The organism is Streptomyces sp. NPDC051452 (assembly GCF_044454765.1).
In the GTDB taxonomy this organism is placed as follows: Bacteria; Actinomycetota; Actinomycetes; order Streptomycetales; family Streptomycetaceae; genus Streptomyces.
The window spans coordinates 44,931-70,401 of sequence record NZ_JBITEB010000025.1 but is presented as its reverse complement, the minus strand read 5'-3'; the positions used below and the strand labels follow the sequence as shown (position 1 = coordinate 70,401).

At 70.6% G+C, this 25,471-nt stretch carries 21 protein-coding genes and 3 pseudogenes; 13 read left to right on the top strand and 11 right to left on the bottom strand.

Annotation, left to right across the window (positions count from 1 at the left end; all coding sequences use genetic code 11):
* Nucleotides 1-35: 35 nt before the first annotated feature.
* A complete protein-coding gene (locus tag ACIBA9_RS36440) occupies nucleotides 36-1,685 on the bottom strand; it encodes a trypsin-like serine peptidase (protein WP_399369846.1) in 1,650 nt (549 codons plus the stop codon).
* On the opposite strand from ACIBA9_RS36440, the gene ACIBA9_RS36435 reads away from it, so the two are divergent.
* From ACIBA9_RS36435 to ACIBA9_RS36425, 3 genes and pseudogenes are all read left to right on the top strand, one after another.
* Nucleotides 1,684-2,031, top strand: coding sequence for a hypothetical protein (locus ACIBA9_RS36435; protein ID WP_399369844.1), 348 nt, complete (start codon nucleotides 1,684-1,686; stop codon nucleotides 2,029-2,031). The genes ACIBA9_RS36440 and ACIBA9_RS36435 overlap by 2 nt on opposite strands.
* 450 nt (nucleotides 2,032-2,481) lie before the next feature.
* The gene (locus ACIBA9_RS36430; RefSeq protein WP_399369842.1) at nucleotides 2,482-2,865 is read left to right on the top strand and encodes a hypothetical protein; all 384 of its coding nucleotides are present in this window, start codon (nucleotides 2,482-2,484) and stop codon (nucleotides 2,863-2,865) included.
* Nucleotides 2,825-3,135: pseudogene (locus ACIBA9_RS36425) on the top strand (IS701 family transposase); the annotation flags it as partial. The gene ACIBA9_RS36430 and the pseudogene ACIBA9_RS36425, both read left to right, overlap by 41 nt.
* An 814-nt stretch (nucleotides 3,136-3,949) precedes the next feature.
* On the opposite strand, the gene ACIBA9_RS36420 reads toward ACIBA9_RS36425, so the two are convergent.
* Nucleotides 3,950-4,993: a saccharopine dehydrogenase family protein gene (locus ACIBA9_RS36420; protein WP_399369840.1), complete on the bottom strand. Its 1,044-nt coding sequence runs from the start codon at nucleotides 4,991-4,993 to the stop codon at nucleotides 3,950-3,952.
* A 129-nt stretch (nucleotides 4,994-5,122) separates the two neighbouring features.
* On the opposite strand from ACIBA9_RS36420, the gene ACIBA9_RS36415 reads away from it, so the two are divergent.
* The 4 genes and pseudogenes from ACIBA9_RS36415 (at nucleotide 5,123) to ACIBA9_RS36400 (ending at nucleotide 8,735) form a co-directional block, all read left to right on the top strand.
* A complete protein-coding gene (locus ACIBA9_RS36415) occupies nucleotides 5,123-6,058 on the top strand; it encodes a helix-turn-helix domain-containing protein (protein ID WP_399369838.1) in 936 nt (311 codons plus the stop codon).
* Nucleotides 6,059-6,766: 708 nt separating this feature from the next.
* A pseudogene (locus tag ACIBA9_RS36410) lies at nucleotides 6,767-6,874 on the top strand (TetR/AcrR family transcriptional regulator); the annotation flags it as partial.
* 113 nt (nucleotides 6,875-6,987) lie between these two features.
* Nucleotides 6,988-7,710, top strand: coding sequence for an ArsR/SmtB family transcription factor (locus ACIBA9_RS36405; RefSeq protein WP_399369836.1), 723 nt, complete (start codon nucleotides 6,988-6,990; stop codon nucleotides 7,708-7,710).
* 89 nt (nucleotides 7,711-7,799) lie between these two features.
* Entirely contained in the window at nucleotides 7,800-8,735 is a 936-nt protein-coding gene (locus ACIBA9_RS36400; protein ID WP_399369866.1) for a DMT family transporter, read from the top strand.
* A gap of 447 nt (nucleotides 8,736-9,182) precedes the next feature.
* On the opposite strand, the gene ACIBA9_RS36395 is transcribed toward ACIBA9_RS36400, so the two are convergent.
* Nucleotides 9,183-12,077, bottom strand: coding sequence for a hypothetical protein (locus ACIBA9_RS36395; RefSeq protein ID WP_399369834.1), 2,895 nt, complete (start codon nucleotides 12,075-12,077; stop codon nucleotides 9,183-9,185).
* A gap of 279 nt (nucleotides 12,078-12,356) precedes the next feature.
* Between ACIBA9_RS36395 and ACIBA9_RS36390 the strand changes: the two genes are divergently transcribed.
* Entirely contained in the window at nucleotides 12,357-12,776 is a 420-nt protein-coding gene (locus tag ACIBA9_RS36390; protein ID WP_399369832.1) for a hypothetical protein, read from the top strand.
* Between the two features lie 647 nt (nucleotides 12,777-13,423).
* Here the strand turns inward: ACIBA9_RS36390 and ACIBA9_RS36385 are convergent.
* The 6 genes from ACIBA9_RS36385 to ACIBA9_RS36360 form a co-directional block, all read right to left on the bottom strand.
* Nucleotides 13,424-14,077, bottom strand: coding sequence for a response regulator transcription factor (locus tag ACIBA9_RS36385; RefSeq protein WP_399369830.1), 654 nt, complete (start codon nucleotides 14,075-14,077; stop codon nucleotides 13,424-13,426).
* A gap of 12 nt (nucleotides 14,078-14,089) precedes the next feature.
* A complete protein-coding gene (locus ACIBA9_RS36380; protein WP_399369828.1) occupies nucleotides 14,090-15,370 on the bottom strand; it encodes a sensor histidine kinase in 1,281 nt (426 codons plus the stop codon).
* Nucleotides 15,371-15,451: 81 nt separating this feature from the next.
* Nucleotides 15,452-15,949, bottom strand: coding sequence for a hypothetical protein (locus tag ACIBA9_RS36375; RefSeq protein ID WP_399369826.1), 498 nt, complete (start codon nucleotides 15,947-15,949; stop codon nucleotides 15,452-15,454).
* A gap of 100 nt (nucleotides 15,950-16,049) precedes the next feature.
* A complete protein-coding gene (locus tag ACIBA9_RS36370) occupies nucleotides 16,050-16,274 on the bottom strand; it encodes a hypothetical protein (protein ID WP_399369824.1) in 225 nt (74 codons plus the stop codon).
* Between the two features lie 28 nt (nucleotides 16,275-16,302).
* A complete protein-coding gene (locus ACIBA9_RS36365) occupies nucleotides 16,303-16,878 on the bottom strand; it encodes a hypothetical protein (RefSeq protein WP_399369822.1) in 576 nt (191 codons plus the stop codon).
* A gap of 295 nt (nucleotides 16,879-17,173) precedes the next feature.
* Nucleotides 17,174-17,773 carry a hypothetical protein gene (locus ACIBA9_RS36360; RefSeq protein WP_399369820.1) on the bottom strand — a complete coding sequence of 200 codons (600 nt, stop codon included), beginning with the start codon at nucleotides 17,771-17,773 and terminating at the stop codon, nucleotides 17,174-17,176.
* A gap of 151 nt (nucleotides 17,774-17,924) precedes the next feature.
* Between ACIBA9_RS36360 and ACIBA9_RS36355 the strand changes: the two genes are divergently transcribed.
* Together ACIBA9_RS36355 and ACIBA9_RS36350 are read left to right on the top strand one after the other, a co-directional pair.
* On the top strand, nucleotides 17,925-18,374 hold the full coding sequence (locus ACIBA9_RS36355; protein ID WP_399369818.1) for an STAS domain-containing protein: 450 nt from the start codon (nucleotides 17,925-17,927) through the stop codon (nucleotides 18,372-18,374).
* Between the two features lie 804 nt (nucleotides 18,375-19,178).
* The gene (locus ACIBA9_RS36350) at nucleotides 19,179-19,910 is read left to right on the top strand and encodes a hypothetical protein (RefSeq protein WP_399369816.1); all 732 of its coding nucleotides are present in this window, start codon (nucleotides 19,179-19,181) and stop codon (nucleotides 19,908-19,910) included.
* Between the two features lie 489 nt (nucleotides 19,911-20,399).
* Here ACIBA9_RS36350 and ACIBA9_RS36345 read toward each other — a convergent pair whose 3' ends face one another.
* Nucleotides 20,400-20,768: an STAS domain-containing protein gene (locus tag ACIBA9_RS36345; RefSeq protein WP_399369814.1), complete on the bottom strand. Its 369-nt coding sequence runs from the start codon at nucleotides 20,766-20,768 to the stop codon at nucleotides 20,400-20,402.
* A gap of 5 nt (nucleotides 20,769-20,773) precedes the next feature.
* Nucleotides 20,774-22,234: a PP2C family protein-serine/threonine phosphatase gene (locus tag ACIBA9_RS36340; RefSeq protein WP_399369812.1), complete on the bottom strand. Its 1,461-nt coding sequence runs from the start codon at nucleotides 22,232-22,234 to the stop codon at nucleotides 20,774-20,776.
* A gap of 788 nt (nucleotides 22,235-23,022) precedes the next feature.
* Here ACIBA9_RS36340 and ACIBA9_RS36335 point away from each other — a divergent pair.
* The 3 genes and pseudogenes from ACIBA9_RS36335 (at nucleotide 23,023) to ACIBA9_RS36325 (ending at nucleotide 25,188) form a co-directional block, all read left to right on the top strand.
* On the top strand, nucleotides 23,023-23,823 hold the full coding sequence (locus tag ACIBA9_RS36335) for an inositol monophosphatase family protein (RefSeq protein ID WP_399369810.1): 801 nt from the start codon (nucleotides 23,023-23,025) through the stop codon (nucleotides 23,821-23,823).
* Between the two features lie 246 nt (nucleotides 23,824-24,069).
* Nucleotides 24,070-24,318, top strand: a complete 249-nt coding sequence (locus tag ACIBA9_RS36330; protein WP_399369808.1) for a hypothetical protein — start codon at nucleotides 24,070-24,072, stop codon at nucleotides 24,316-24,318.
* A gap of 249 nt (nucleotides 24,319-24,567) precedes the next feature.
* Nucleotides 24,568-25,188: pseudogene (locus ACIBA9_RS36325) on the top strand (response regulator).
* Nucleotides 25,189-25,471 lie beyond the last annotated feature (283 nt).

The following is a 25,471-nucleotide window of genomic DNA, read 5'->3' as shown; positions in this document are numbered from 1 at the left end:
CGGCGCGGTCGCGGAGCACGCCGTAAGGGACCGGTTCAGGGCGCGACGAGCTGGTGCTCGGCGCCGATGCCGGACTTGTTTCCCTCGGTGTACAGGCTCAGTTCACCGTCCGACCATCGGACAAGTGTGTCGTCTGGCCATGGGTTGTCGCTGAAGTCACCGCCGGTGACGAGCATGGCGTGTTCCCAAAGGCCGTTGCGGGCCTTCCACTTGTGCTCACCCCAGGTGTCACCGGTGCCGGTGAAGTCGTCGTACAGGGTCAATTCGCCGTCGGACCAGCGCACCACGAGATCCCAGGTGTCGCCTTGTGTGTAGTCACCGGAGCCGATCTCGACCGCATGGGTCCACAGCTTGTTGGGGTTGACGACCTTGATTTCCTTGCCGAGCCTGGTCCCCGTGTTCTGGTAGAGCGTCAGTTCGCCGTCGGACCAGCGCACTACGAGATCGTCCTGCCACTTGTTTCCACCGTACCGGCCGGCGGTCACCGTGGTGGCGTGCTTCCACGTCTCGTTGGGTGCGACGATCTGCTGCTCGCCGTGGAAGCCCTTCTCGTCTACCGACGGATACAGTGTGACTTCTCCGTCTGTCCACACCACGATGAGGTCGGAGCCGTTGTCGCCGGTGAAGTCTCCAGCTACGACTTGCCTGGCGTGGTCTGCCCAGAACTTGCTGGGCTTCTGGACCCTGATCTCCTTGTCGAAGTAGTTCAGGCCCTTGTCCGCTCCTCGGTAGATCGTCAGCTCGCCGTCCGACCACATGACGAACATGTCCATGCGGTCGTCGGACACCGGGCCGTCCAAAGCGAAGTAGCCGGAGGCGATGTCCGTGGCGTGCTTCCATGTCGAGGCGGCGGGCAGGACGACCGGCGCCGGCTTCCTCCCGGCCACCGCGGCCTCGTAGATGCGCTTGAGGTCGCTGTCGAAGTACGAGGAGTAGGACGTGTCGTCGCTGTGGCCGCCGGTCTGCCAGCCACCGGTCACACCGATGACCTTGGGGTCGTCGCCACCGATGATGAACGGGCCGCCCGAAGTGCCACGTACGTAGCCCTTGCAGTCGATCTGGGAGAAGCTCCCGCCCTTCCAACTGCCGGACGCCTCGGTGGTGAACTTCTTCATCGGTGAGGTGCAGTCCAGCGGATCCTGGTGGGGCTTGTACTTGCCGTCGTCGTCCGGGAGCCAGGGGTAGCCGATGACGCGGGTCTTGGGGTGGTCGTACCCCGTTCCGTAGCCGATCGGTATCGCTCCCACCACGTCCTGGACCTGCTTGCCATCCGAACGGGGGTCGGTCTTCAGAAGGGCGAAGTCGAGGTCTGTGTAGTCGTGGTCGCCCCCCTTACGCAGATAACGGGGATCGGCGTAGATCTGCCCGACACGGATGGGGAAGAGCCCGTACGGCTTGGGGTCGGCCTGATGATGCTTGGGAACGAACACGAGCTTCTTCTGCTGGTCGGTGCTGTCAAAGCAGTGCGCCGCCGTCAGCACCATGTCCTTGCCCGGAGACGGAACGACGGTACCGGCGCAGAAGCGGTACTTCAGGTCGCTGTCCTGCCAGAAGAATGTGCCCACTTCCTTAATGCCCTCGAACGTGTGCGAGGGGGACCTACGGGCGACGGCCTTGCTGCGGCTGGATGGGGTCACCTGTCCCGGCTGTGGCTGGTCTTCCTCCACCGGGACAGCTTTCGCCATGCGCTCCGGGGTCCAGAACGCGTCCAGGTCCGCCGCCAGTGTGCCGTCGTCGGCGGTACCGCTCTCGCTCGGCGATGCGTTGGGCGTGTCCGGGGCGCTCGGCGGCGTGTGGGGCGTGGTGGGCGCCCCGGTGTTTGCCGAGGGCGCCCCGGTTGTGCTGCCCGAAACCGTCGGCGAGATCTCTGTCGAAGCGGAGGCGGACGGCGACGGGCTGGTAGCCGAGCTGCTCGGTGACGTTGATGGAGTGGGCGTGGAATCTGCCCACGCGGCTGTCGATATGAAGGTCGCCGCTATCGCGGCCGTCGCGGCCAGGCTGCGTCTCAACCTCATACTTCCCCCAAGCTGATACAGCAACAGATACACATGGCCGCTGGTCAGTTCGGCCCAATGTGTGGTGATCTCGGACCCTACCGACAACCCGTCTCGAACGTAAAGTAGATCCCAAGAGGCAACCAAGGAAACGTAATGCTGCTCTAACTGCGCGGATCGCCGGAGACGTTGAGAGAGGAAACGGGGCATGCACGCACCCTCACGGGCACGGTCGGCCAGACTCGTCGCCACAGCAGCCTTCCTATGTCTAGCCACCGTTGCCTGCGGCGGCAGTGGCAGCGGCAGCGCGAAGCCGGAGTCCTCCGCGTCGCACACCACTGCCGAGCACGCCTACACGGCGGCGTACGCAGCGGGTTGGCGTGAGGGAAAACGGATCTTCGAAGACGGTGGCAAGGGGGTCGCGGTCCGCGAGGTGGTGTGGGGAGGCTGCGTACGTCGATCTCTGACGGCCCGGCCGCACGATGTCGTGGAGAAGGACCGTGGAGCTTGGGTACTGGGCTGCCAGCAGGGGGTGGGCGCCGGTTCGGACCGGCACCCGCCTTCCGGGCCGGTGACGCACCGCGAAGCCGACCCGGACCTGTCGAGCCGCTTCCGCTCCTGGGCCTCTGCGCACGGAGAAGAGCAGTCGGCCCGGCACGCCGGCCAAGTGGTCCTCGTCCGCCTCGGCAAACGGGACTACGACGTGGAAGTCGCCAGCACCTACACCGCCAAGACAGTGAAGGCACAAATCCGGAGGCTGGCCGACGCGTTCGCGACCTGGTGGGACGGCGACGACGGCGACGGGACTGCCTGGAACCTCATCGTCACCGATTCCGCCGGACAGCGCCTGGCAACCCGCAATCTGGGCTGACCGGATCCATGGTGACGTGCGGTCAGCCCCAACTGAGCCGCTTGAGTCGGCTCTGACCTCTATGTGTCGGCTGATCGCTCCGCTGCAGCGGGAGAACGGCCGGACCCTGGCAGCGGAGGGCGGCCGTGCGGGTCCCGCCCGCATCCAGCGGATGTTGAACCGGATCGAGTGGGACGCCGATGAGATGCTCGACGACGTGAGGGGACGCGGTCGGCCGGTGTGCGCCGGCAGTACAACGCCGCCGCCGGGCGGACGGAGAACTGCCAGGTGGTTCGCGGCCTTCCCCGCTTTCCGGCATCAGTCGGGCCGCCCACTCGCCGAACCCGGGTCGCTTCGCCGGCCATGCGGCCAGGCTGGACGCCTCTCGGTCAGGCAGCAGATCCACCGGCAGACGAGTCTCGACGTTGACGAGCACCGTGCCGTAGACCCGTGCCTTGCGAGTGGGCCGGGACTTCGGGGCGGGCAAGGCACCGGGCAGCGGTAAGAGTGCGCTGCGGCCGATGGACACCCCGAAGGCCCGTGCCATCCGGGCGCCGGCCCGGCCGGCGAGGGCAAGCCCCACCGCGGCGAGAGTCGACCGCAACCGCTCCGTCCACCTGCTTTACCGCCGGGTCAGCCCGGGCAACTGCTCAGTGAACGTCTGCCGAGCACACGAAGGCTGCGGACAGAAGAACCGCAGAACTCGCAGTTGCAGGACCATCAGACGTCCCCGCTCGGCACGTCCGCGGGAAACCGCAGGTAACAGCCGTGCACCCGGGTCGACTCGCTTCCACAGTACGGGCATGCCGCCTCGGCCGATGTACTGCTGACGTTGACGCGTATCGCCTCGTGGCTCACATCCAGCGACTGCACCAACACGTCCGCGGTGGACGGTAACAGCAGGCTCTACATGGGAGGCGATGTCTCTTCCAGGACGCCGCACTGTCGACCACACCAAGATAGGCCCCGGTCGTTGTCAGGCAACTTCCCGAAGCCTGTGCGGACAACACCTGGGAAGGTGAGGGAACCGAGCAAGGAGCGCCGATGCCTATGTCGTGATGGGTTGTCGAGGGCATGCCCCGACGGCCGGGTGGATGGACTGGTGTCAGGCAGTCCGCTTCTGCGGGTGCAGGTCGAGTGTGATGTGCGGGGCGAGGGCGTGCAGGAAGTCTGAGGCGTCGAAGATCTCGCCGGCGCAGGCAAGGCCGGGGGTCTTGATGCGGCCGGTCAGGACGCGTTCGAGGGCCTCCGTGATCAGGGGCGCGGTGACGGCGTAGATGTCCTGTCCGCTGGCCGTGGCCCGGCGTTCGGATCCGCCTGAGCGCACGACGACGTCGACGAGGAAGGTCTGGTCCGAGCGCCCGCTCTCGTCGGCGGCGGTCGGGGCCGGCGTGTGGGGGTCGGCGATGTCGCGGACCGCCTCGGTGGTCATATAGCTGGTCACGTTGGAGATGGACAGGTGCTGGGGGACGGTGACGACGTCCGCCATCGTGAACTCTCCGATCACCGGCCGGGGTCCCATCGGGTCCGGGAAGTTCCACTCCAGGGTGGGCGGGGCGTCGGTGCGGTGCTCCCACTGTCCGCCGCGGTAGCGCAGGCGGCTGGCGCCGCGCCGCTCGCGGGAGACCGCGCCCGAGAGCCGGGTGCCGGCGGTGGGGTGCCAACTGCTGAGCGCGTAGGCGATGTGTGCCTCGTCGGCTTCGGTCCAGTCGCCCATCGCCGCGGTGGCCAGCAGGTCGCCGAGACCGCCGAAGAAGGCCATGGCCGGGATGATCACCGCTCCCGCATGTCGGGCCCGCTCGGAGTAGTGGGCGAAGGTGTCGAGGTTCGCCTCGAGTTCGGCGGCCACGTCCAGGTACGGGATCCCCGCGCGCAGCGCGGCCTCGATGACGGGGCCGGCGGTCGAGGCGAAAGGGCCGGCGCAGTTGATGACCGCCGCTGTTCCCGCCAGGGCCCGGTCCAGGGAGGCCGGGTCCTCGACCGATGCCACCCGGGCGTCCAGCCCGTGCTCGTCGGCGAGTTCCTCCAAAGCCTGGGCGTTGCGCCCGGATGGCACCGGGATGAACCCCCGCGCGGCCAGCTCCGCCACCACGAACCGCCCGGTGTGACCGTACGCGCCGAACACCGTCACCATTTGACCTGACCCCATGAGATGGCTCCCCGTGTACTCGAACACCCGCTGCGATATCGATCCGCGGCCGACTGACACCCTCATCCTGTCTTCGCGGCAGCACCCCGCACGAGCGTCGGAAACGACATGCCACGTACAGTTTCGGACATGCCCGCTGTCGCGCTGGCCGTCACCGACGGCATGCTCCACTACGAACTGTCCGTGGCTGTCGAGGTCTTCGGGGCCGACCTGAGCCACATCGTGGACCCCTGGTACGACTTCTCCCTCTGTGGGAGCGGTCCGGTACGCTGCGACCGCTTCCGTCTGGAACCCGACCACGGACTCGACCACCTCGCGCACGCGGACACGGTGATCGTCCCCGGCTGGGCCGACACGGATCGCGAACCGCCCGCCGAGCTGGTCGAAGCGGTGCGCGCAGCTCACGCTGCCGGCGCCCGCGTGGCCTCACTGTGCACGGGCGCCTTCGTCCTGGGCGCGGCAGGGCTGCTCGACGGCAGACGCGCCACCACACACTGGGCCCACACGCGGGAACTGGCCCGGCGCCACCCAGCAGCCACCGTCGATCCAGACGTCCTCTACGTCGACAACGGCGACGTCCTCACCTCCGCGGGTAAGGCCGCCGCCATGGACCTGTGTTTGCATCTGGTCCGCCTCGACCACGGCTCGGCCATCGCCAACAAGATCGCCCGCCGTCTCGTCATCCCGCCACACCGCGACGGCGGCCAGTCCCAGTTCATCGCAACCCCCGTGCCCGCACCGGGAAACCACCCTCTGGGCGAGCTCTTCCCCTGGGTGTTGGAGCGACTGGACCAGCCGCTCACGGTGGAGGATCTCGCCCGCCAGGCCCGCATGAGCTCACGCAACCTCGGCCGTCACTTCAAGCACCTGACCGGCACCACACCACTGCACTGGCTCCACACCCAGCGCATCCGCCACGCCCAGGAACTGCTGGAGACCACCAACGCCACCGTGGAGACCATCGCCGTGGCCACCGGCATGGGCACGGCCACCACCTTGCGCCGACACTTCCACCGCAGCGTCGGCGTCCCACCCGACACCTACCGCCGCACCTTCCGCCCCTGAGGTGTTCCCCAGGCGCATCAGGCATGCGGCCGGGCACGTCAGAACGGGGAACGCCACCGCCCTGTGTGAGCCGGTGGTGTTCCCGGGCGAAGGGCAGCACCGGGGGTGGACGGCTTGGACGCCAGTGCTCGCGTACGCCTTGGGGGTGAGGGTGAGTCCGGTGGGGTGGGCGGGGGAGGGGCGGGTGGCGTGGATGGCGTGGACGGCGGCCCAGGAGTGACCGGTGCCCGAAGCGCAGCAGTTCGGTGGCGGTGACCGCGGCGTCGGTGTCGAACGCCTCGATCCAACCGCAGCCCCTTGATGTAGCCGAGCAGGCCGGGCCGTTCGGCATCGCCGGCCGTCAGCGACAGCACCGGCGCGTACAGGTCACCGAGTCCGCCGGAGGCCTGGACGTAGAACACCGCCACGGCCTCGTTGAACGGGTCCTTCGGGTCGTACAGCGCACCGGCGGTCGTGTGGTCCAGGACGACCGCGACTCCCGCCACTACGCGGCCGCCCGCGGACCGTGCGAGGCGGCGCCCAGACGCTCGAGCAGGGCCCTGGCCTTTGCCTCGGCCTCTGGGCTCGGCGCGCTGCCGAGGGCGGAGGCGAGCTCGGCGCGGGCCAGCTCGGCGCGCTCGGCGTACTCGGCCTGCGTCGGGGTGCCCTGTACGAGGTCCTCGACCAGGCTGCGGATGGTGGTGCCGTGCTCGGCGGCCAGTTGGGCGACACCTCGGGCAGGTGCTCGCCGAACAGCAGGAGAAGATCCTCGAGCGGGCCTTCGAGATGGGTCTGACGGCGCTGCTCGACGGTCTGGCGCAGCAGTACGAGCAGGTGCACATCAGAGCGTGCCGGTTCGGCGGCCGACGGGGAACGCACGGGGCGGGCGTGGGGAGCGGGGCGCGGACGCTTCGGCCGCCGCCGAAACGTCGGTGTTCCATGCTGGACCCATGACCGCCAAGGACTCCCGGGCCGCCGCCCTCGCCGCCTTCGCCGCGCTGATCGCCGACGAGACCCGGGCCACCTGTCTGCTGGCCCTGCTGGACGGGCGGGCCTGGACCGCCGGGGAACTGGCCCGGCACGCCGGCGTCGCCGCCTCCACCCTCAGCGAGCACCTGGGCAGGCTCGTCTCCGGCGGCCTGCTCACCGAGGAACGGCAGGGCCGCCACCGGTACGTCCGGCTGGCCGGCCCGGGGGTGGCACAGCTCGTCGAGGACCTCGCCGCGCAGGTGTGGCCTGCCGCCGCGGCGGACGCACCGCGCCCGGTGCGCGGCCTGCGGGAGGCGAGCGCGGGCGCGGCGATGGCCCGGGGCCGCACCTGCTACGACCATCTCGCGGGTCGGCTGGGCATCGCGGTAACGGACGCGCTGACCGAGCGCGGGCTGCTGCGCCAGGACACGGGGTTCGCGCTCACGGACGCGGGGATCGAGTGGTTCGGCGTGGCGGGCATCACCCTGGACCTCTCCGGCCGGCGCCCGCCGGCCCGGGCGTGCCTGGACTGGACCGAGCGGCGGCCGCACCTCGCCGGGGCCGCGGGGGCGGCACTGTGCCGGCACGTGCTGGACGCGGGCTGGTGCGTGCGCGTCGGTTCCGCGCGGGCCGTGCGGGTGACCCCCGTCGGGGAGCGGGCCCTGTCCGAACTGCTCGGCATCGAGCCGGCCACGCTGCGCTGAGCACGACGGGCCTCTGCTGCCGCCCGCCTGCGCCTCGTCCGATTTCCGCCGGTCCCCGCTCACGGGGGCTGCCTAACCTCAGGAGCATGATGAACGTCCTGCGCAACCGCCCCCACATACTCCCCACCTGCGCGGCGGCCGTCACCGTCGTGCTGTGGGCCTCCGCCTTCGTGTCGATCCGGAGTGCCGGGGACGCCTACTCTCCCGGCGCGCTGGCACTGGGGCGGCTGGCGTCGGGCTCGCTCGCCCTGGGGGTCCTCTGGGCCGTACGCCGGGAGGGGCTGCCGCCCAGAGCGGCCTGGCGCGGGATCCTGCTCTCCGGGCTGCTCTGGTTCGGCTTCTACATGGTCGTGCTGAACTGGGGCGAGCAGCAGGTGGACGCGGGGACCGCGGCGCTGGTGGTGAATGTGGGACCGCTGCTGATCGCCCTGCTGGGCGCCCGGCTGCTCGGGGACCCGATGCCGCCGAGGCTGCTGGCGGGGATGGCCGTGTCGTTCGCGGGCGCCGTGACCGTGGGGATGTCGATGTCGGGCGGCGGCGGGTCCTCGCTGCTCGGCGTGGCGCTGTGCCTGCTCGCGGCGGTGGCGTACGCCTCCGGTGTCGTCGCGCAGAAGCCCGCCCTGGGCCGGGCGAGCGCGTTGCAGGTGACCACCTTCGGCTGCCTGGTCGGTGCGGTGGCTTGTATGCCGTTCGCCGGAGAGCTCGTCCACCAGGCCGCCCACGCGCCCCTCTCGGCCACCCTGAACATGGTCTACCTGGGCGTCTTCCCGACCGCGCTGGCCTTCACCACCTGGGCCTACGCCCTGGCCCGCACCTCCGCGAGCCGGATGGGCGCGACGACGTATGCGGTGCCCGCGCTGGTGGTGCTGATGTCGTGGCTGGCGCTCGGCGAGGTGCCCGGGGTGCTCACGATGACGGGCGGGGTGTTGTGCCTGGCGGGTGTGGCGGTGTCGCGCTCTCGGGCGCGCGCCGGCCGGACGACTCGGGTCGCGGCCGGGGAGCCACGACCCGAGAAGGCGTCCTGAGTCAGAAGACGACCAGCGCCCGGCCAACCTTGCCCGCGAGCATGTCCTCGAAGGCGGCCGGGATGCCGTGCAGCCAAGGCAACGCCTCAGACAGGCGGCCGAAGCCCTAGCCCACCGCGACACCACCGGAGCGCCGGCACGGCATGCATCCAGGCCGAGCGGCTTGGGCGTGTGTCGGAAGTGCTCTAGGTTGGCTCAAATCGCCGCGAACCCGGTTGACGCCCGCCTCGGCGGGTTCGCCTCCGACACCTAATCCAAGAGCGGCCCAGCGTGCCGCTAAAGGCGGCATGGCTGTGCCTCTTCGCCTCTCATCAACGGCCCTCGGCCCGGGGCGCCGACACCGCCGGCAGGACCGAGCGGCGGACGCGGGATTCGTCCGCCCGGAATGATCGTGCCCTGGCTGAGTCGGCCGGAGGCACGTATGCGCCTCAGGCAGGGTCACTCGCGTCAGCACGGCCGGCGGTAGGGGAGCGCGCCGAGATACTGCCGCCACTGGTCGTGCGTGACGGGGTGACCGGCGTACGCGCACGCATGGGTGACCAGTCGTCCGAAATCGGTCGGCAGCGTGTGGGCGGATCCGTCGAACACACCGATGACCACCTCTCTTCCGTCCGGAGAGAACCTCAGGCCCAGTACCGCAGTCGTGAAGCCCACGAGCACGGTCAACTTCCGCGGCCGCCGGGGTGAGGAGACTCGCCAGATGCGGGCGGTGCGGTCGTCGCTGCTCGCCCCCAGCATGCGGCCGTCGGGGCTGAACTCGACATTGCCGACCACGTCGGTGGGTCCTTCCAGCGCGGCGAGCATCACCGGGCGGTGCGTCCTCGAGACTCGCCACAGCTTTACGGGGCGGTCTCCGCCGCCCGCCGTGGCGAGGACAGAGGTGCGCGGGTTGAACGCGACGGAGAGGGCGGTCGTGGCGTGCGCTTGCCAGTCGGCGCGCTCGACAGGGTGCTCCGGGGACGTCGTGTCCCAGAGGATGACGCGTTCGTCACCGCCTCCGGCGGTTGCCAGCAGTCGTCCGTCCGGGCTGAAGGCCACCGACCTGACCTCGTCCCGATGGCCGCGCAAGCTGACGCCGCGGACGGGTTTCCTGACGGAGCGGGTGTTCCACAGCACCACGTCCCCGTCGCTCCCGGCGCTCACCAGGGTCTGCCCGTCCGGGCTGAAGGCCAAGGCGCGGACGGTCTTCATACGCGTCCGCAGTGTCGAGAGCCGGCGCGGCCGGCGCGGGTCGGCGATGTCCCACAGCGCGAGCGTTCCGTCGGCGCCGGCGCTGGCCAGTACGGGGCGACTGGGGTGCATGGCAAGCGCATAGACGACGTCCTTGTGACCGGTCAGCACAGCGGTCTCGCGGGGTTCACGTGGAGCGCGCATGTCCCACAGCCGGACGGTTCGGTCCCGGCCTCCCGTTGCCAGGACCGCGCCGTCGTGGCTGACATCGACGGCGAACGTCTCCGCCCGGTGCGCGGTCCACGTGGACATCAGAGTGCTGAGGAGCGCGTCGCGGCTGTACCGGCCGGGCCTCAGCCGGTAGGCAGCCAGAGCAATCTGTGCGGCAAGGCCCGGTGACCTGCGCGACAGTCCGATCGCTGCCGTGCTCGCGTTGTAGGCGACGGCTTCGTCGCGCTGGGCCGTGACCTCCCGGTCGGCCTGCACCGCGAGGAGGGAGGTGGTCATCGACACCACGAGAAGCACCGCCGAGGCGGCGATCACCAGACGCCGTCGGAGCCTGCGCCGGGCTGCCGCCGCCAGCTCGGAACTCTCCGCCGCCAGACTCGCCTCGAGGAACGCCCGCTCGTCTGTGGTGAGTCCGGCCTCCTTCGCCCCGGCCAGGGGACGAGCCGCTTCCAGCCGGGCGCCTCGCAGCAGGGCGCCCGGGTCCCGCTCCAGGTGCGCCCAGGTCGTGGCCGCCTCCGTCAGATGCCGACGCGCGCGCAGGACCTCACGGTCCTCCGCGAGCCATCCGCCGAGCCGTGGCCACCAGCGAATGAGGGCTTCGTGCGTCAGTTCCAGGTGCTGGCCGTCGACGGTGATCAGTCGCTCGGCGGCTGCGCGATCGACGATCGCCGTAGTGTCGGAGTCGGGGGACAATTCGCAGCGGCCGATCCGGCGCTTGGTGTCCTCGACTCCCTCCCCGACGGCGACGAGCCGCAGGAAGAGGTGCCGGGCCGCCTTCTTCTGCCGGGCGCTGAGGGCCTCGTAAAACCGTTCAGCGGTGTGGGCCAAGGCGTGCTCGATGGAGCCTGCGGTCCGGCAGGCGTCCATGGTCAACAGGGTGCCCCGGCGGTGCCTCCAGGTTTCCAGGAGCGCGTGGGAGAGAAGTGGAAGCATCCCGGCGTTGCCCTGGGCCTGGGCGATCAGGTAGGCCAGCAGTCGCCCCTCGACTCGGCAGCCGACCGCGTCCGCGGGGCGGCAGATGGCCCGGTGGAGTTCCTCGCTGTTCATGGGGCCGAGCGTCACCATCGCGTCGTCGATGGTCCGGGCGAGGTCGGCGTGCTCGATGCAGTGCGCGTAGAAGTCCGCCCGGACCCCCAAGACGACGCGAGAGGTACGGCTGTCGGCGCCGGCAGCCAGGAGGAGAACGTCGATGAAGTGGTCACGTTCCTCATCGCTGCGGCAGAGGGTGAAGAGTTCCTCGAACTGGTCGATGATCAGAACCACCTCGCCCCGCCCCGGCCCGCCGGTGACGATCTGGCGCAGGACGAGGCGCAAATTGGCAGGGTCCGCCCGCATCTCCTCCAGCAGATGGCCAGGTGTGGTGGCCACATGGTCGGCCAGACGTACCGCCAGTTCCTCCAGTGGCCGTGCGCCTGGTGTGAGGGTGACCACGACCTGACCTTCGGACCGCAGGCGTGGTGACAGACCCGCGTGCAGCACCGAGGACTTGCCGGCTCCCGAAGCGCCGAAGAGGGCGATGAAGCGCTGGTCCGTGAGCCGTCCGCGCAGCTGCTCGACCACGCGTTCGCGCCCGAAGAAGAACCGGCTGTGCCGTGAGCCGAAGGAGGCGAGTCCCGGGTAGGGCGAGTCGTCCCGCGCCGCTGCCGGAGCGGTGGCGTCGGCCGCCTTCCCCTCGGCGGACAGGCCGGCGGCCGTTCTGTGCCAGAGGGCCTCCCAGCGCTCCAGGTCGCCACCACAGGCACTGACGTAGCCCCGGGTCACCTCGAGGGACGGCAGCTTCCGGCCCCCGGCAGCGCTCGACAGAGTCGCCACCGAATAGTGCGCGCGGGCCGCCAGATCGCGGTAGGAGGGGCTACCTGCGGCCTGGCGAAGTGCCCGCAGTTCTGCGGCGAACCGCACCACCGGGCCGTCGCCCTCAGGAAGCGGTGACTCTCTACGCGGCATGTTTCCCCCGATCCGAGCTGGTCTGCGACAAGTGTCGTTGCCCGCGGAGGCCACTGGTGGAGGGGCGCTTATTTTCGGCCCCCGTTCGGCGCGACGCCTCGGCGCCCCCACCCGCGAGCCGTCTCCGGCCCGACGGGCTTTGAGGGCAAACCGACCATGTGATGTTCGGCGGTTGATTGTTCACCGCCGCTGTCCGGACACCGAACAAAGATTTCCGGCTATCCCTGTGACGAGGCACGGGGACGGCCCGGGCCCGGAACCCCTCACACAGGAGGCTTGATGCGTTCGGTACTTGTCGCAGCAGCGGTGTTCGGCCTGATTGCAGGAAGTGCCGCGGCCGCCGGAGCAACGGAGACGGCTCGTGCGGCCGAGGCGAGCTGGACCTGCGCGAAGGACGTGTGTTTGCGCGTCGGCAGCGAGGCACAGATGAAGGATGCGCGCGGGTGCAACCACAAGGTGTGCATCAGCGTGACGGGCAACGCCTCCGGGTACACGACCCGCGGCTACTACAGCGGCACCAATCGGTTCTACGGCCACATCAACGTGTGGGGCCCCAACATGAGGGTCAACGGCCAGGACAGCGACTACCCCGGCGCCGTGGGGTCCGGCCGGGGTACAGGCCAGACCTGTGCCGAGGGGTGGGAGCTCTCGGGCGGCACGTACACCTCCGTCGGACTGCCCTGCAAGGACGTCAGCTGACGCGGGAGCTCTGACGCTTGGGTGTCCTGTGGCCGGTCTCGACCGGGAATCGGCCACAGGACGACCTGGTCGTGCGGCCTCGGCGAGCCGCAGCCGGGTTCCACCGTCTCATGAGGCTGGGGGTGAAATGGCTGCGGGTGAGTGGGGAGGGGGTGGCTGTTACCGGTTACTCCTGGGGGCCGGCCGCTGCCGAGAGGAGCGCGTGGCTGGACTCACGCCCCGTCGTGCCAGGTGGCGATTGGGGTCACGGTGAGTTCGACGGTGACGCGCGGCGGCTGCCGCGAGGCCTCGGGAGGCGGGGCTTCCGGCTCGCGACGCCGGGAACTGCCATGGCTGCCTCGGCCGCGACACCGAGGAGGGCGGTCGTGCGGATTGCGGTCATGACGGACCACCGCCGGGTGGGAGCAACGGCTCCGGCTCCGCGACGTCGACCACGGTGATGTCCACGGCCGTCACGGCAAGAACCAGGTCCCGCAGGGCCGAGTGGAGGACCGATCGGCGCGCGCCGCACCTTCCGCCCCGGACGGCCCGGCACCGAGGCACCGGCGCCCGGCCGGCCACACGCCTGAACGGGCCCCTCGCGCCTTACCGGCCGAGGAAGACCGGCACGATGATCAGCACTGCGAAGACTACGGTGGCCGTGGGTGTCACGCGGTCCGGGTGCTCTCCAGGTACCGCAGGACCGCCAGGACCCGGCGGTGGCCCGTCTCCGACGGGGGCAGGCCGAGCTTGGCGAAGATGTTGGCGATGTGCTTCTCCACGGCACGTTCGGAAACGGTGAACGCAGCGGCGATGGACTGGTTCGTGCGGCCCTCGGCCATCAGAGCCAGCACCTCCCGCTCGCGCGGCGTAAGGCTGTCGAGGGCCCTCGCCCGGCGGCCGGCCCCGAACAACTGGGCGACCACTTCCGGATCCAGCACCGTACCGCCGGCCGCGATCCGCTCCAGGGCGGCCACGAACTCGCCGATGTCGACGACCCGTTCCTTGAGCAGATACCCGAACCCCGACGGCTCGCTCAGCATACGGTCCGCGTACGCCGTCTCCACGTACTGGGAGAACAGCAGGACCCCGGTGCCCGGTCGTTCCGTGCGCAGCCGCAGGGCGGCCCGTACCCCTTCGTCGGTCTGGGTGGGCGGCAGGCGGATGTCGATGACGGCGACGTCGGGCGCATGCTCGCGGACGGCGGCCAGCAGCGCCTCGGCGTCACCGACGCTCGCGGCCACCTGTACACCGCGCAATTCGAGGAGTTGGACCAGGCCGTCGCGCAGGAGCGCTGAGTCCTCGGCGATGACGACGCGCATTTTCGTCCCGTCTCACAGTGGCAGTTCGATGGTGACCACCGTAGGCCCCCCGGGCGGACTGTCGCAGGTCAGTGTGCCGTCCACCGGGCGGACGCGGGCCAGCAGGCCGGTGAGTCCGGAGCCGGCGCCCACCGCCGCGCCGCCCCGGCCGTCGTCGGCGACGCTCAGGCGGAGCGTTCCGTCGCGTGCGGTGACGGTCAGCCGGACCTCCTCGGCACCGCTGTGCTTCGTGGCGTTGGCGAGGAGTTCGGCGGCGCAGAAGTAGGTGATGGTCTCCAGCGCCGGGCTGGGACGGGTGGGGATGCGGATGTCCAGGACGACGGGGAGGGCGCTGTCCGCGGCCAGGGTCGTCAGGGCCGCTTCGAGCCCTTCGTCGAGGACGGGCGGGTGGATGCCTTTGACCAGGTGGCGCAGGTCGGCGATGGCCTGCGTGGCACCCGAGCGGGCGGTGTCGACGGCCGCGAGGACGCGGTCGGGGTCGGCGCCCGCACCGACCAGTTCCCGGATGACGGTGAGGTGCATGCCGAGGCTCACCAGCCGGGCCTGTGTGCCGTCGTGCAGGTCCCGTTCGATGCGGCGCAGGGTCGCGGCCGCGTCGTCGACCGCCTGGGCGCGGGTCTCTTCGAGGGCGCGGATGCGGCGGTCGGCGGCATCGGGTCCGAGCAGGGAGGTGAGGAGGGCCCGGTGCGGAGCGAGGGCGTGACGCACCAGGTGCGGTGCGGCGATCAGGAGCAGCAGTCCGGCGGTGACGGGCAGCAGCCAGCGCGGCCAGGTGTCGAGCTGCACTCCGAGGACCTGCAAGGAGACCTGGCTGACCGAACCGTCGGCGTGGTGGACGGTGTGCTGGTTCACGTGCTGGACGAGCGGGTGCAGGGTGAACAGGGCGCCGTAGACATAGCCGACGGCCGCCGCGACGTAGGCGAGCACGGTGGTGAACGGAGCCAGCAGCGCGCAGCCCACGGATTTCCAGCCCGCACGACGGCCCAGGACGCTGCGCGGCCAGGCGAGGGCGCCGCCGCGGGCGGTGCAGGGGGAGGGGGGAGCGATGGTCAGACCCAACAACCGGGCCGCCAGTGCGCGGTGCAGTCCGCCGAACGCCATCGCCATGCGCACGGTGCCGGCCAGCAGCCACGCGCCCAGCGGGGTGACCGACAACAGGCAGCCGAACGCGAGTCCGGCGAGGGTGAACCAGCCGGTCACGATCGCGAGCGGGAAGGCGAGCAGTCCGTACAGCAGGGCAGCCAGGGCAGGCCGGCCGAAGGTCGTGACGGCGAGGGAGCGGAGACGCTGCATGGGGAGAACCTATGTCTCGTCGCGGTCTTCATCCTCCCTGCGCCGTGGTGCACGGCAACCGGCCGGGAGGGGCACACAGGGTCAGGGCAGCAGGAGCCGCCGGGCGATGCGGAGCTGGAGGGCGGCCATCGCCCGGCCCAGCCAGGGCATGAGCAGCAGGAACCCCAGGCCCCCGAAGACCGCGTGGAAGGCGTAGGCGCCGATGTACGTCGGGCCGCCCCAGGCCGTGGAGTAGTCGGAGCCGGCCCGCAGGGGCCAGCCGAAGTTCATGGGCACGATCGACCAGCCGTAGAGGGTGACCATCATGACCAGGACGTTCACCGGGGTGGCCAGCAGCGCATGGGCCAGGCCCCGTCGGTGCCCGCGCAGTTCGACACCGAGGAGGCGGCGGACGAGGGCCCGCTGCACGCGCCCGGCCGGCCCGCCGACCAGTGCCAGGGGGATGCACAGGAGGCATAGGGGAAAGGCGAGCACGGCGTAGGCGGCTCTGCGCCAGGCCGCTGCCGTGAACGGCTCGCGCACCACGCGGCGGATGCCACGGAGGGCTGTGGGTGTGGTGCCTACAGGCGCGGTGGTCATGAGCGTCTCCCTGGGAGCGAGCGGTGGACCCGACCCTCACGAGTCTTCCGCCGCCGCTTGCCGTGCACGATGGTGCCTGCACGCAGGATCTGGGTTCGGTTCACCCCACCCCGCCCCGGCGAACGCCGAGCGGGGCGACGTCGTCGTCGGAACGGTGGATCAGCATGGTGGTGAGGATGCGGTGGACCGTCGCCCGCGGTCCCGCTGCCGCGGCGTCGGCCCGCATCAGGTCCAGGGCGGTGAGCAGGCCCTGTCCGCGGGCGGGGTCCAGCATGGCGTCGAAGGTGCGGATCTCCTCCGCCATTCCGTCGTGCACTGGTGTCACCGGTGCGTCCTTGGTGCTGTCGGCGGCCTCATGCCACGGCACAGTGTCCCGCACGGCGGGCCAGCGCTTCAGGTGGTCGGGCAGCGGCGACTGGGCGGCCGGGGCGACCCCGTCGGGCCGTACGCCGGCCGCGATGCGTTCGGCGATGTCCTCGACCAGCACCGGGTCGGGGCCGGTCCAGCTTGAATCGGCCGCCGATCGCCTGCTCCACGAGGTGCTCGGCGGCGTCGGCCGGGACGCCCCAGCGGCTGAGGAACCAGCTCAGTACCTGGTGGCAGTGGCTGTACCAGCCGCTGCCGCAGCCGGTGCGGTCGGTGACGTGCAGGATGAGGTTGCGGGCGGTGCGGTCCCACAGGATCCGCTGGTCGTCGATACCGGCCAGGTCCAGTGGGTAGGCCTCGAACCGTGCAGCCAGTTCTTCCAGCCACTCTCGCCACTCCCGTAGTGCGGCGGTCACCCGGTCGTGGATTTCGTCCGGGGTGGTGACCGAGTTCTGGGGGCGGCACCAGTTGCCGACCGGTCCTCCGTCGAAGTCCCCTTCGTCGTGCGCCCAGCGCCAGCCGGCGATCCAGCGGCCGTAGTGCTTGGCCAGTGCGTGGGTCATGGCGTCGGACCAGGGCCTGGCCTCCTCCCATCCCCACTCGCTCAGGACCGGGTCACCCGACGGTAGATCGGGGCGCCTGGGTACCCGCCTGGCCGGCTCGAGCGATCTGAGCACCCGTGCCGCCGTCTCGCTGGCGAACGGATGACGGGCGGGGTCGACCTCATCCCAGGTCAAATCGCGGGGTGACAGCTCTACGAACACCGCGCAAGTCTCCTGCCTCACCAGTGGGTTCAACCCGATTACCGAACCGCGCCGGAACACCTGCCAGGCCGCACCGGGAACCGCTGTCGTACGCCTATGCGGGCAGGTGGCCGGACGGGGAGGCGTACATCCACGCGGTGTTGAACAGTGCGTATTCGAGCAGGTCGAGTGAGGCATCGGACGGCCAGCCGTCGGTGGACGCCGCCTGGTGGGCGGCGGCGTGCAGGAACGAGAGGTAGACCTGGTAGCGGTGGGGTGACCAGTCCTGGTCCCTCCAGACCCGGCGGGCGATCGAGCCGTCGGGGTCGTGGCCCGTTTCCCGGCCGACCTGTGAGGCCAGGGATCGCATGCGCCGGGCCAGGACGCGGTCGAGGACGAGCGGCTCGGGGTCGTTCGCCGGCGGCACTGTCTTGCCGGCAAAGTAGAGGAACTTGGTGAAGAAGGACGGCCCGAGCCAGGGAATGCGACCGCGCAGCGCCGCGTAGGCCGCTTGGGCGCTGTGCTCGCTCAGAGCGGTGACCGCACCGGCCAGTGCCGCTTCCAGATCGTCGGCGACCAGGATCGTTCGCAGTGTGGCCGGTCGGGCGGCGGCTGTCCGGGAGGGGGTCGTCGACGTCTCGCAGAACCGGCCGCTGGTGCTGGTGGCGCACAGCAACGCGGGGCTGGCGGTGCCGTCTTCGACGGCGTCGGTCATCGGTACCCGAGGACCGACGCCAGCCCTGCGCGGACAGCCTGGAACGGTGAGGGCCGCCGGTCGCCCTACGGAAACCGCGTCCCGCGCGGATGAACGCCGCCGGACGGGGTAGCTGAGCTGCTGCCCAGTGAAGCCCGTCCGAGGAGAACATGTGAGTGAAGCAGTAGGTCTGGGCGTCGAGGTGGCCGTGATCAGCTCCGATGCCGCGATCATGACCGTCTGTGGAGAGCTCGACGCTGACACCGGCCTCGTCCTTCAGCACCAGTTGGCCGGCCAGGTGGTGCACGGACGACGTCACCTGGTGCTGGACCTGGCGGACGTGCCGTTCATGGACTCTTCCGGGCTACGTGTCATCGTACAGACCGTCAACGAGGTGCGGAAAATCAACGGATCCGTATCCTTGGCCGCGCCCAGCCAAGTAGTGCGACGTGTGCTCGACCTGACCGGGATCGGCATGACCTGCCGAATATTCGACACCGCGGACGCGGCCTGTGAAGCCCTCCTCGGCCGGCATGGCGAGGTGGCGGGCGGCACGATGCGCGACACGGTCGATAGCGAAGCCATGACGACCAAGTCCCCCACCGCTCCGTCGCAGCGATAGACGGGGAAGCGGACGCCGAGCAGGGCCCGCTCGTCGGGCCCGAGCTGGTAGGGCCGACGTCCCGGCCTTCGAGCCCGGCCCGACCGGCTGAGCCTGCGCGTCGGGCGCGGGCCGCCAGGACGCTGCACGGTCATCTGGCACGCCCTGCCAACCGCACCAGATCCACGTCACGTTCATGGGATGCGGCCGTTCTGGGGTTACTCAGCTGTCTCGATCCGCCGGTGGGCGAAGACGACGGCTGCGCCCCGACCGTGCAGTGGAGATAGCCGTGCCGACGTGCCCCCAGCGACGTCCGGGGCCCCTACCGCGGCGCCAGGGGAGCGCAACGGAAGGCAGTGAGCCGGGGAGCTCTCGCATCCACACGGGACGACCGGGTGCTGGGACGCCAGGGTGGATCAGGGCGATCGGGAATCGGCCGGCGGCTAACCTTGATGCCCGTGGTCCCGGTGCTCCTCCAAGGCGCCTCCCTCTTCAGGTATCGAGGTGTGCTCAGCAAGCAGGACGTCCGGTTCGATCTGTCGGCCTTCGGGCTCAGCGAAACCGCCCGCTGTGCTGGCCGCTTGAGGACGGCCGTCAGCCGTGCGCCCTCCCAGGACGCGGCGGCGCAAGCGATCCCCGATTTCTTCTACGACAGTCTGGTAGATGGGCGCGGCGGGCGCGCGTGTGCTGCGGTAGGCGCTTTCCTCAGTGAGCCCTGGAAGGCCGTCGCCGAGGTGTCCGAGCGTCCAGGGCGGCGCATGTTTCTCGCCGGGTTCCGCGGCCCGCAACCACTCGCCCGGCACGGAGGGTTCCAGCCCGCCGGGCGTGCCGTCGCTGTCGCCCGGCACCTTCGAGAAGGCATTCTCGGTGTGCCGGCTGCTGGAACGCCTGGGAATCACGGCCGAGGACACGAACGGCGCAGTGGCCCCGGTAAGCGACGTCGACGTCGTGCACCTGCCCGGCAGCCAGCTGGACGGCCTGGAGGAACTCCTGCCGGGACAGGATGTCCGTTCCGCACTCGTCTTCGGGGGCACCTTGTCGCCGGGCGAGCGGTTCGCGGTGGTGCTGTTCTGCCGTATCCCACTGTCCACCGAGGTCGTCACGCTGTTCCGCACCGTCGCCGGCAGCACGCGCCTGGCACTTCTGTCCGCCGGGCAGCCGTCGCCCACCATGCAGGCGGACGCGGCTCGCTCCGCCCTGGAGAGCATGGAGCATCTGGTCGAACAGCGGGCCGGGCACCTGCAGACTGTCGTGGCCCAGCTGCGCTCCGCCACGACAGACTTGCAGCGATCCCAAAGGGAGCTGGAGCAGCGGGAGCGTGAACTCCGTGAGGAGGCGGCGATCGTCGAGCTGCTCCAGGAGGTGGGGAGCACCCTGGCTGCGGAACTCCATCTCGACGCACTGGTCCAGCACGCGGTCGACCGCCACCCGCCTGGCGGGGGCGGCGTTCGGCGCCTTCTTCTACAACGTCCTGGGCGAGACCGGCGAGTCGTACCTGCTCTATGTGATCTCCGGTGTCGATCGGTCTGCCTTCGACAGGTTCCCCATGCCGCGTAATACCCAGGTCTTCGAGCAGACGTTCCGGGGGGTCGGCGTGGTGCGGTCCGACGACATCACCCGGGACCGGCGGTACGGACACAACGCACCGCATCATGGCATGCCGGAAGGGCACCTGCCGGTGTGCAGCCGCATCGACCAAGCAGCAGAGTGCCCACCACCGGTCCTCAGCGCGTAGGAAACTGGCCCCGTTCAACCGTACGCGGCTGGGGACGTTCACGCCGACTCCTGCCATCCTGACGGTTCGCAGGGTGGTGCCGCGGTAAATACCGGATTTCCGGATTTACTGTGGCGGACCTTTTCGTGCTGGGCCGCTACAGCATCCGCGCTCGGTCCCAGGCCGACGATGGCGCGCGCCGCCGCGCGACCCGGACGCCGACGAGCACGCCGAAGACTGAACCGCACCCCAGGCGCCTGGCCGCTCGTTGTGCCACCGCGCTCCGCCCTTGCCGCCCGAGGGGCGAGGCGAGGGGCTGGCGACGGAGCGGTTCAGGCGGCGTCGTGGGCGCGCTGGTGGGCGCTGAGCGCGTCGGCGGTGCTCGGGTGGTGGGGTACGAAGCTGTCCACTCCGGTAAGGGTGAGCATGCGCATCAGCCGGTCGGGGATGGCCGCCAGGGTCAGGGAGCCGCCGGCGTCCTGGGCGCCGTGCCAGATGCCGATCAGTGCGCTGAGGCCGGCGGAGTCGCAGTAGCCCACACCTGACAGATCGAGGATGAGGTGCTGGTGGCCCTGGTTGATCAGCTCCAGCGCGCGGGTGCGCAGGGACGGTGCGGTGTGCAGGTCGATCTCGCCGGTGACGGTGGCGACCGCTGCGGGACCGGGGGTGGCGGTCAGGGTCAGCTCGATGTCGTCGGTCATGGCGGTCAGTGCTCCCCGCCGGCGGGCGCGGCGGTGGTGTGGGCGGTGAAACCGGCCCCCGTCGCGGCGGCGGCCTGGTCGGGAGCGGGAACCGACAGAGCCAGCAGGGCCACGTCGTCACTGGCGCCCTCGGGCAGGGCGTCCAGCAAACCGACGGTGTCCTGGACCAACTGCGCCGCCCCACACGAGGAGGGACGAGCGGTGAGGAAGGCTGTCAGGCCCTCGTCACCGAGCATGGTGCCGGTGCTGGTGTGTGCCTCGGTCAGGCCGTCGGTGTAGAGGAGCAGGGCCTGGCCTGGGGCGAGGTGGAGGGTGGTGGAGGCGAAGCGGGCGCCGGGGAAGGCCCCGATGAGCATGCCCCCCTTGGGGCGGACCGCTTCCACCCGTGTGCGCGTGGCGGGCCCGGCCTCGGGCGGGGCGGGGCTGAGGTGGTAGGCCGGGGGATGCCCACCGGTGGCCAGCATCACGGTGAAGCCCCCGGCCGCATCAGGGGTGAGGGTGGCGAAGAAAGCTGTGCAGAACCGGCTGCCCGCCCACACATCGGCCAGCAGGGCGCTGTTCAGGGCCTCAAGTACCACGACGGGATCGTCCGTGTGCTGGGCGGAGGCCCGCAGGGTGTAGCGGGCCAAGGAGGTGATAGTGGCCGCCTCGGCGCCCTTGCCGCACACGTCCCCCAGGAACAATCCCCACCTCCCGGCGGGCAGGGGAAAGACGTCGTAGAAGTCGCCGCCGACTTCGTGCACGGACGCGGTGTGGTAGTGACAGGCCAGCTCCAGGCCGGGCACCGTCGGCAGCGCCGGCGGCAGCAGAGTGCGCTGCAAGGTGGAGGCGAAGGAGGCGATCGCCGCCTTGTCCCTCTCCGCCTGCTCCCGGGCCGCCCGCTCGGCCTCCGCGGCCCGTTGCTCCTGGCGCACGGTGCGCAGCGCGGACAGGCGCAGCTCCATCTCGTCCATCACGATCGCCGCCAGATCGGTCAGGGTGGCAGTCTGTTCGGAGGTGATGGAGCGGGGCTTGGTGTCCAGCACGTTGACCGTGCCCAGCTTGTAGCCCTCCGTCGTGGTGATGGGCGCGGCGGCGTAGAACCGCACACCGAGCGGACCGGTGACCAGCGGGTTGCCGCAGGCGACGTCGTCGACCAGGGTGTCGGGAATGACCAGCGCATCGTCCCGCAGGACCGCGGAGCCGCACAGGCCCGGGTCGCGGCCGATCTCGTTGACCCCGTCCAGGCCGTGCGCGGCCTTGAACCAGATCCGGTCCTCGTCCACGATCGTCACCGTCGCCACGGGGACGTCGAACAAGCGGGCTGCCAGCGCAGCCACCCGGTCGAACGCGCCGTCGGGCGGGGTGTCGAGGATGTCGTAGCGGCGCAGCGCCTCCATCCGGCCGACCTCGACAACGTCGTCGGGCACCAGATGCAGGCGCTTGGCAGTAGCGCCGTCCTCGGATGCCGAAGCCTGCTCGGGCATCGGCCTTCCACCTCCTCGACCTCCCGCAGCCACCGAGCGCGGCGCGGGCCGCCGGCAAGCCTAAGCGGAAACGGAGTGTGCGAAGGCCATCGGGTGGCACCTCACAGGATCACCACCGATATCGACGGGCAGTGCTGCCCGGTGGAACCCGGCGACGGCGCCGCGCTGAACTGCGCTCCCCCTCCTCCGGGCGCCCCCGCGCTGGGTGCCTCGCCCTTCCATGCAACGCATTGAAGACGCATTGAATGCATCATCCGCAGAACCCCCGCCGACCGTCTCAAGCCCCAGCGCGACGACTGGCTGGCCCGGTCCATCGATCACCCGCCGGCCGATGCCCCGCAATCCGCAGCCCTCATGAGCCTTGTCATCCACATCCTCGACAACCCGGATGGCACCAGCCCACTGGCTCGCATGCTGCCCCCGGCTGCCGGCTGCCGGCTGCCGGCTGCCGGCGGGCCGGGCCGGGCCGGGCCGGGCCGGGCGTCTGAGGTCCCTCACACCTCACTGCTCACCGCAGATGGGCGCCGTGATCGCGGAGGTGAGCCGCATTCAGCGGGGATCTGCAGGAAATTGGATCGCCGCAGATCAGGGCGGGTGCGCTGGGAGGCCATCGAACACGCCAGGCATTTTTCGCAACGCGTTTCCAGATTTGCGCAGGTAGCGCCAGGTATCACACCGTCCACCGACTACCACTCCGAGCGCCGGCTGGAGCACCCAAGTCCGCCTCTCCAATGCCTGACCGCGAAGGTTCGCCGGGGCGGTAACTTCGCCTCGATAGTCTGCACGGCATGATCGACTCATACGCGAGCTCCGACGATGCTGTAGTCGCGATAGCCGGGGCGCGGGCTGGCGCGGACGTGGTCCGCAGCATGTACGGCCGGCGTCTCAACCGCATAGACAAGGGGGCCGGGGACTTTGCCACCGCCGCCGATGTGGAGGCTGAGAAGGCGATCCTCGGCGTCATCCGTGCCGCACGGCCCGATGACGCCGTGCTCGGCGAGGAAGGCGGGCAGCAAGGCGCCGCCGACGCTGTGCGCCAGTGGTTGGTGGATCCCCTGTGCGGCACGCTGAACTACGCCGTCGGCAACATGCTGGTGGCCGTCAACGTGGCGCTGCGCGATGGGGCGGCGGCCGTGGCCGACCCGTTCAGCGGCGAGGTCTTCTTTACCGACGGGGAGACCGGCTGGGTGCGGCAGGACGGGGCCGACGACACACTCCTGACGCCCACGCCCGCTACCCGATTGGTGGACGTCAACCTGGATCCGCCGTTCCCGAGTGCGCCGGGATTCCGGGCCGTGGAACTGCTGGCCCATCCTGCATTCATCGAACGTTTCCGGCCCCGCGTAGTATCCACGACCCTGGCGCTGGCCTGGGTGGCTGCCGGCAAGCGCGCCGCGTATGTCACCGATGGTGGCGACCTTTCCAGGAGCGTGCATTTCGCGGCCGGCATCGCTTTGTGCCGGGCTGCCGGCTGCGTTGTCACCGGGATCGACGGTGCGCCGATTGGGGAGGCAGGTCGTGGGCTTGTGGTCGCCGCCGACGACGAGACCCACAGGCTGCTGATGTCGATGATGCACTGCCGTAGCTAGTGCTGTGACCGCATGGGTTTCGCCGGGTTGGGGGCTGGGTCAGGCTGCGGCCTGGAGGGGCCTGCCGCCCCAGCGGATACAGTTGTCGCCGCGGATCCGGGCACGGTCACGGCGTTGAGCCGCAGCTGATCGGCGATGAACCCAGCAAGGCGCCACGTTCGACCGTGCCTGAGGTGTCGGCTCGTACAGTGTCGATCACATGCCGCTGGGCAGGTTCCCGGGCATCTGCGGTGGCATCGGGATGTGATGGTTCGCCAGGTTGGCATCGCGGGCGCCGTCGACGAGATCACCGAGGTCGAGGAGTTGTCCCGGCAGACCCTCGCCGACGTGCGGGCCGCGGTCTCCGGGTATCGCGAGGTGACCCTCGCCGGTGAACTCGCATGCGGGCGCGAGCTGTTGCGGGCCGCGGGCATCAGGCGCGGCTGCCACCGACGACGGACCCCGTCGGGGCTGAACGGCTGGAGCTGTTCGGGTGGGTCGTGCGGGAGGGACTGACGAACGTGGTGCGGCACGCGCGGGCCACACGCTGCGAGGTGAGGCTGACCGCGTCGGCCGTGGAGATCCGGGACGACGGCGCAGGCGGCGGCACCGGGGGAGCGGGGAACGGACTGGCGGGGCTGCGGGAGCGGGTGGGGGAAGCCGGCGGCGTCCTGGAGGCCGGGCCGGCCGTACCACGCGGTTGGCGGCTGAGGGTGACGTTATGAGGGGCGGACGCCGGAAACGGGCAACCGACAGGGAGAGACGATGACGACCCACCGCACCATCCGGCTGCTGCTCGCCGACGACCAGGACCTGATCCGCAGCGCCCTGTCCGCCCTGCTCGACCTGGAGGACGACTTCGAGGTCGTCGCCTCCGTCGACCGCGGCGACAAGGTCGTCGGCGCCGCGCTCGCCCACGACCCGGATGTCGCCCTGCTCGACATCGAGATGCCCGGACTCGACGGGCTCGCTGCCGCGGCCTAGCTCACCGCACGGGTGCCGCGGTGCCGCGTCGTCGTCCTCACCACCTTCGGCAGGGCGGGCTATCTGCGGCGCGCTATGACCGCCGGCGCCGTGGGCTTCGTGGTGAAGGACGCGTCGCCCGAGGCGCTCGCCGACGCTGTCCGCCGCGTGATGCGCGGAGAGCGCGTCGTCGACCCGGAGCTCGCGGCCGCCACCCTCGCCGCTGGCGAGTCACCGCTGACCCCGCGCGAACGGGACGTCCTGCGGGCCGCCCGGGCGAGCGGCTCCGTGGCCGACATCGCCGGCGCCCTCCACTTCTCCGAGGGCACGGTCCGCCACTACCTGTCGTCCGTCATCGCCAAGACCGGCACCCGCAACCGGATGGAGGCGGTGCGGGTGGCCGACGAACGCGGCTGGCTCTGACCCCGCAACTCCGTAACTGCGCACCTCGCAGGGCCAGGGAGCACCCTCCGCCTCGCACACCCGTCCGCGCACCCGGGCGTGCTCTCGGGCCCCTCTCGTGTGGCCGGGGCCCGGGGAGCTCGCCGTTGCGGGGCGGTCAGTGCGCGTCGTTGCCGGGGTGGCACGGGCCGCAGTCGGCGGCGTCCGTCCACAGCGGCAGTGGCGCCGGAGGGCCGGGTACGGGGCCACTGCCAGCAGAGTCCGGCGGTGGTGCGGGCGGTGTGTCCGGCGGTGTGTCCGGCGG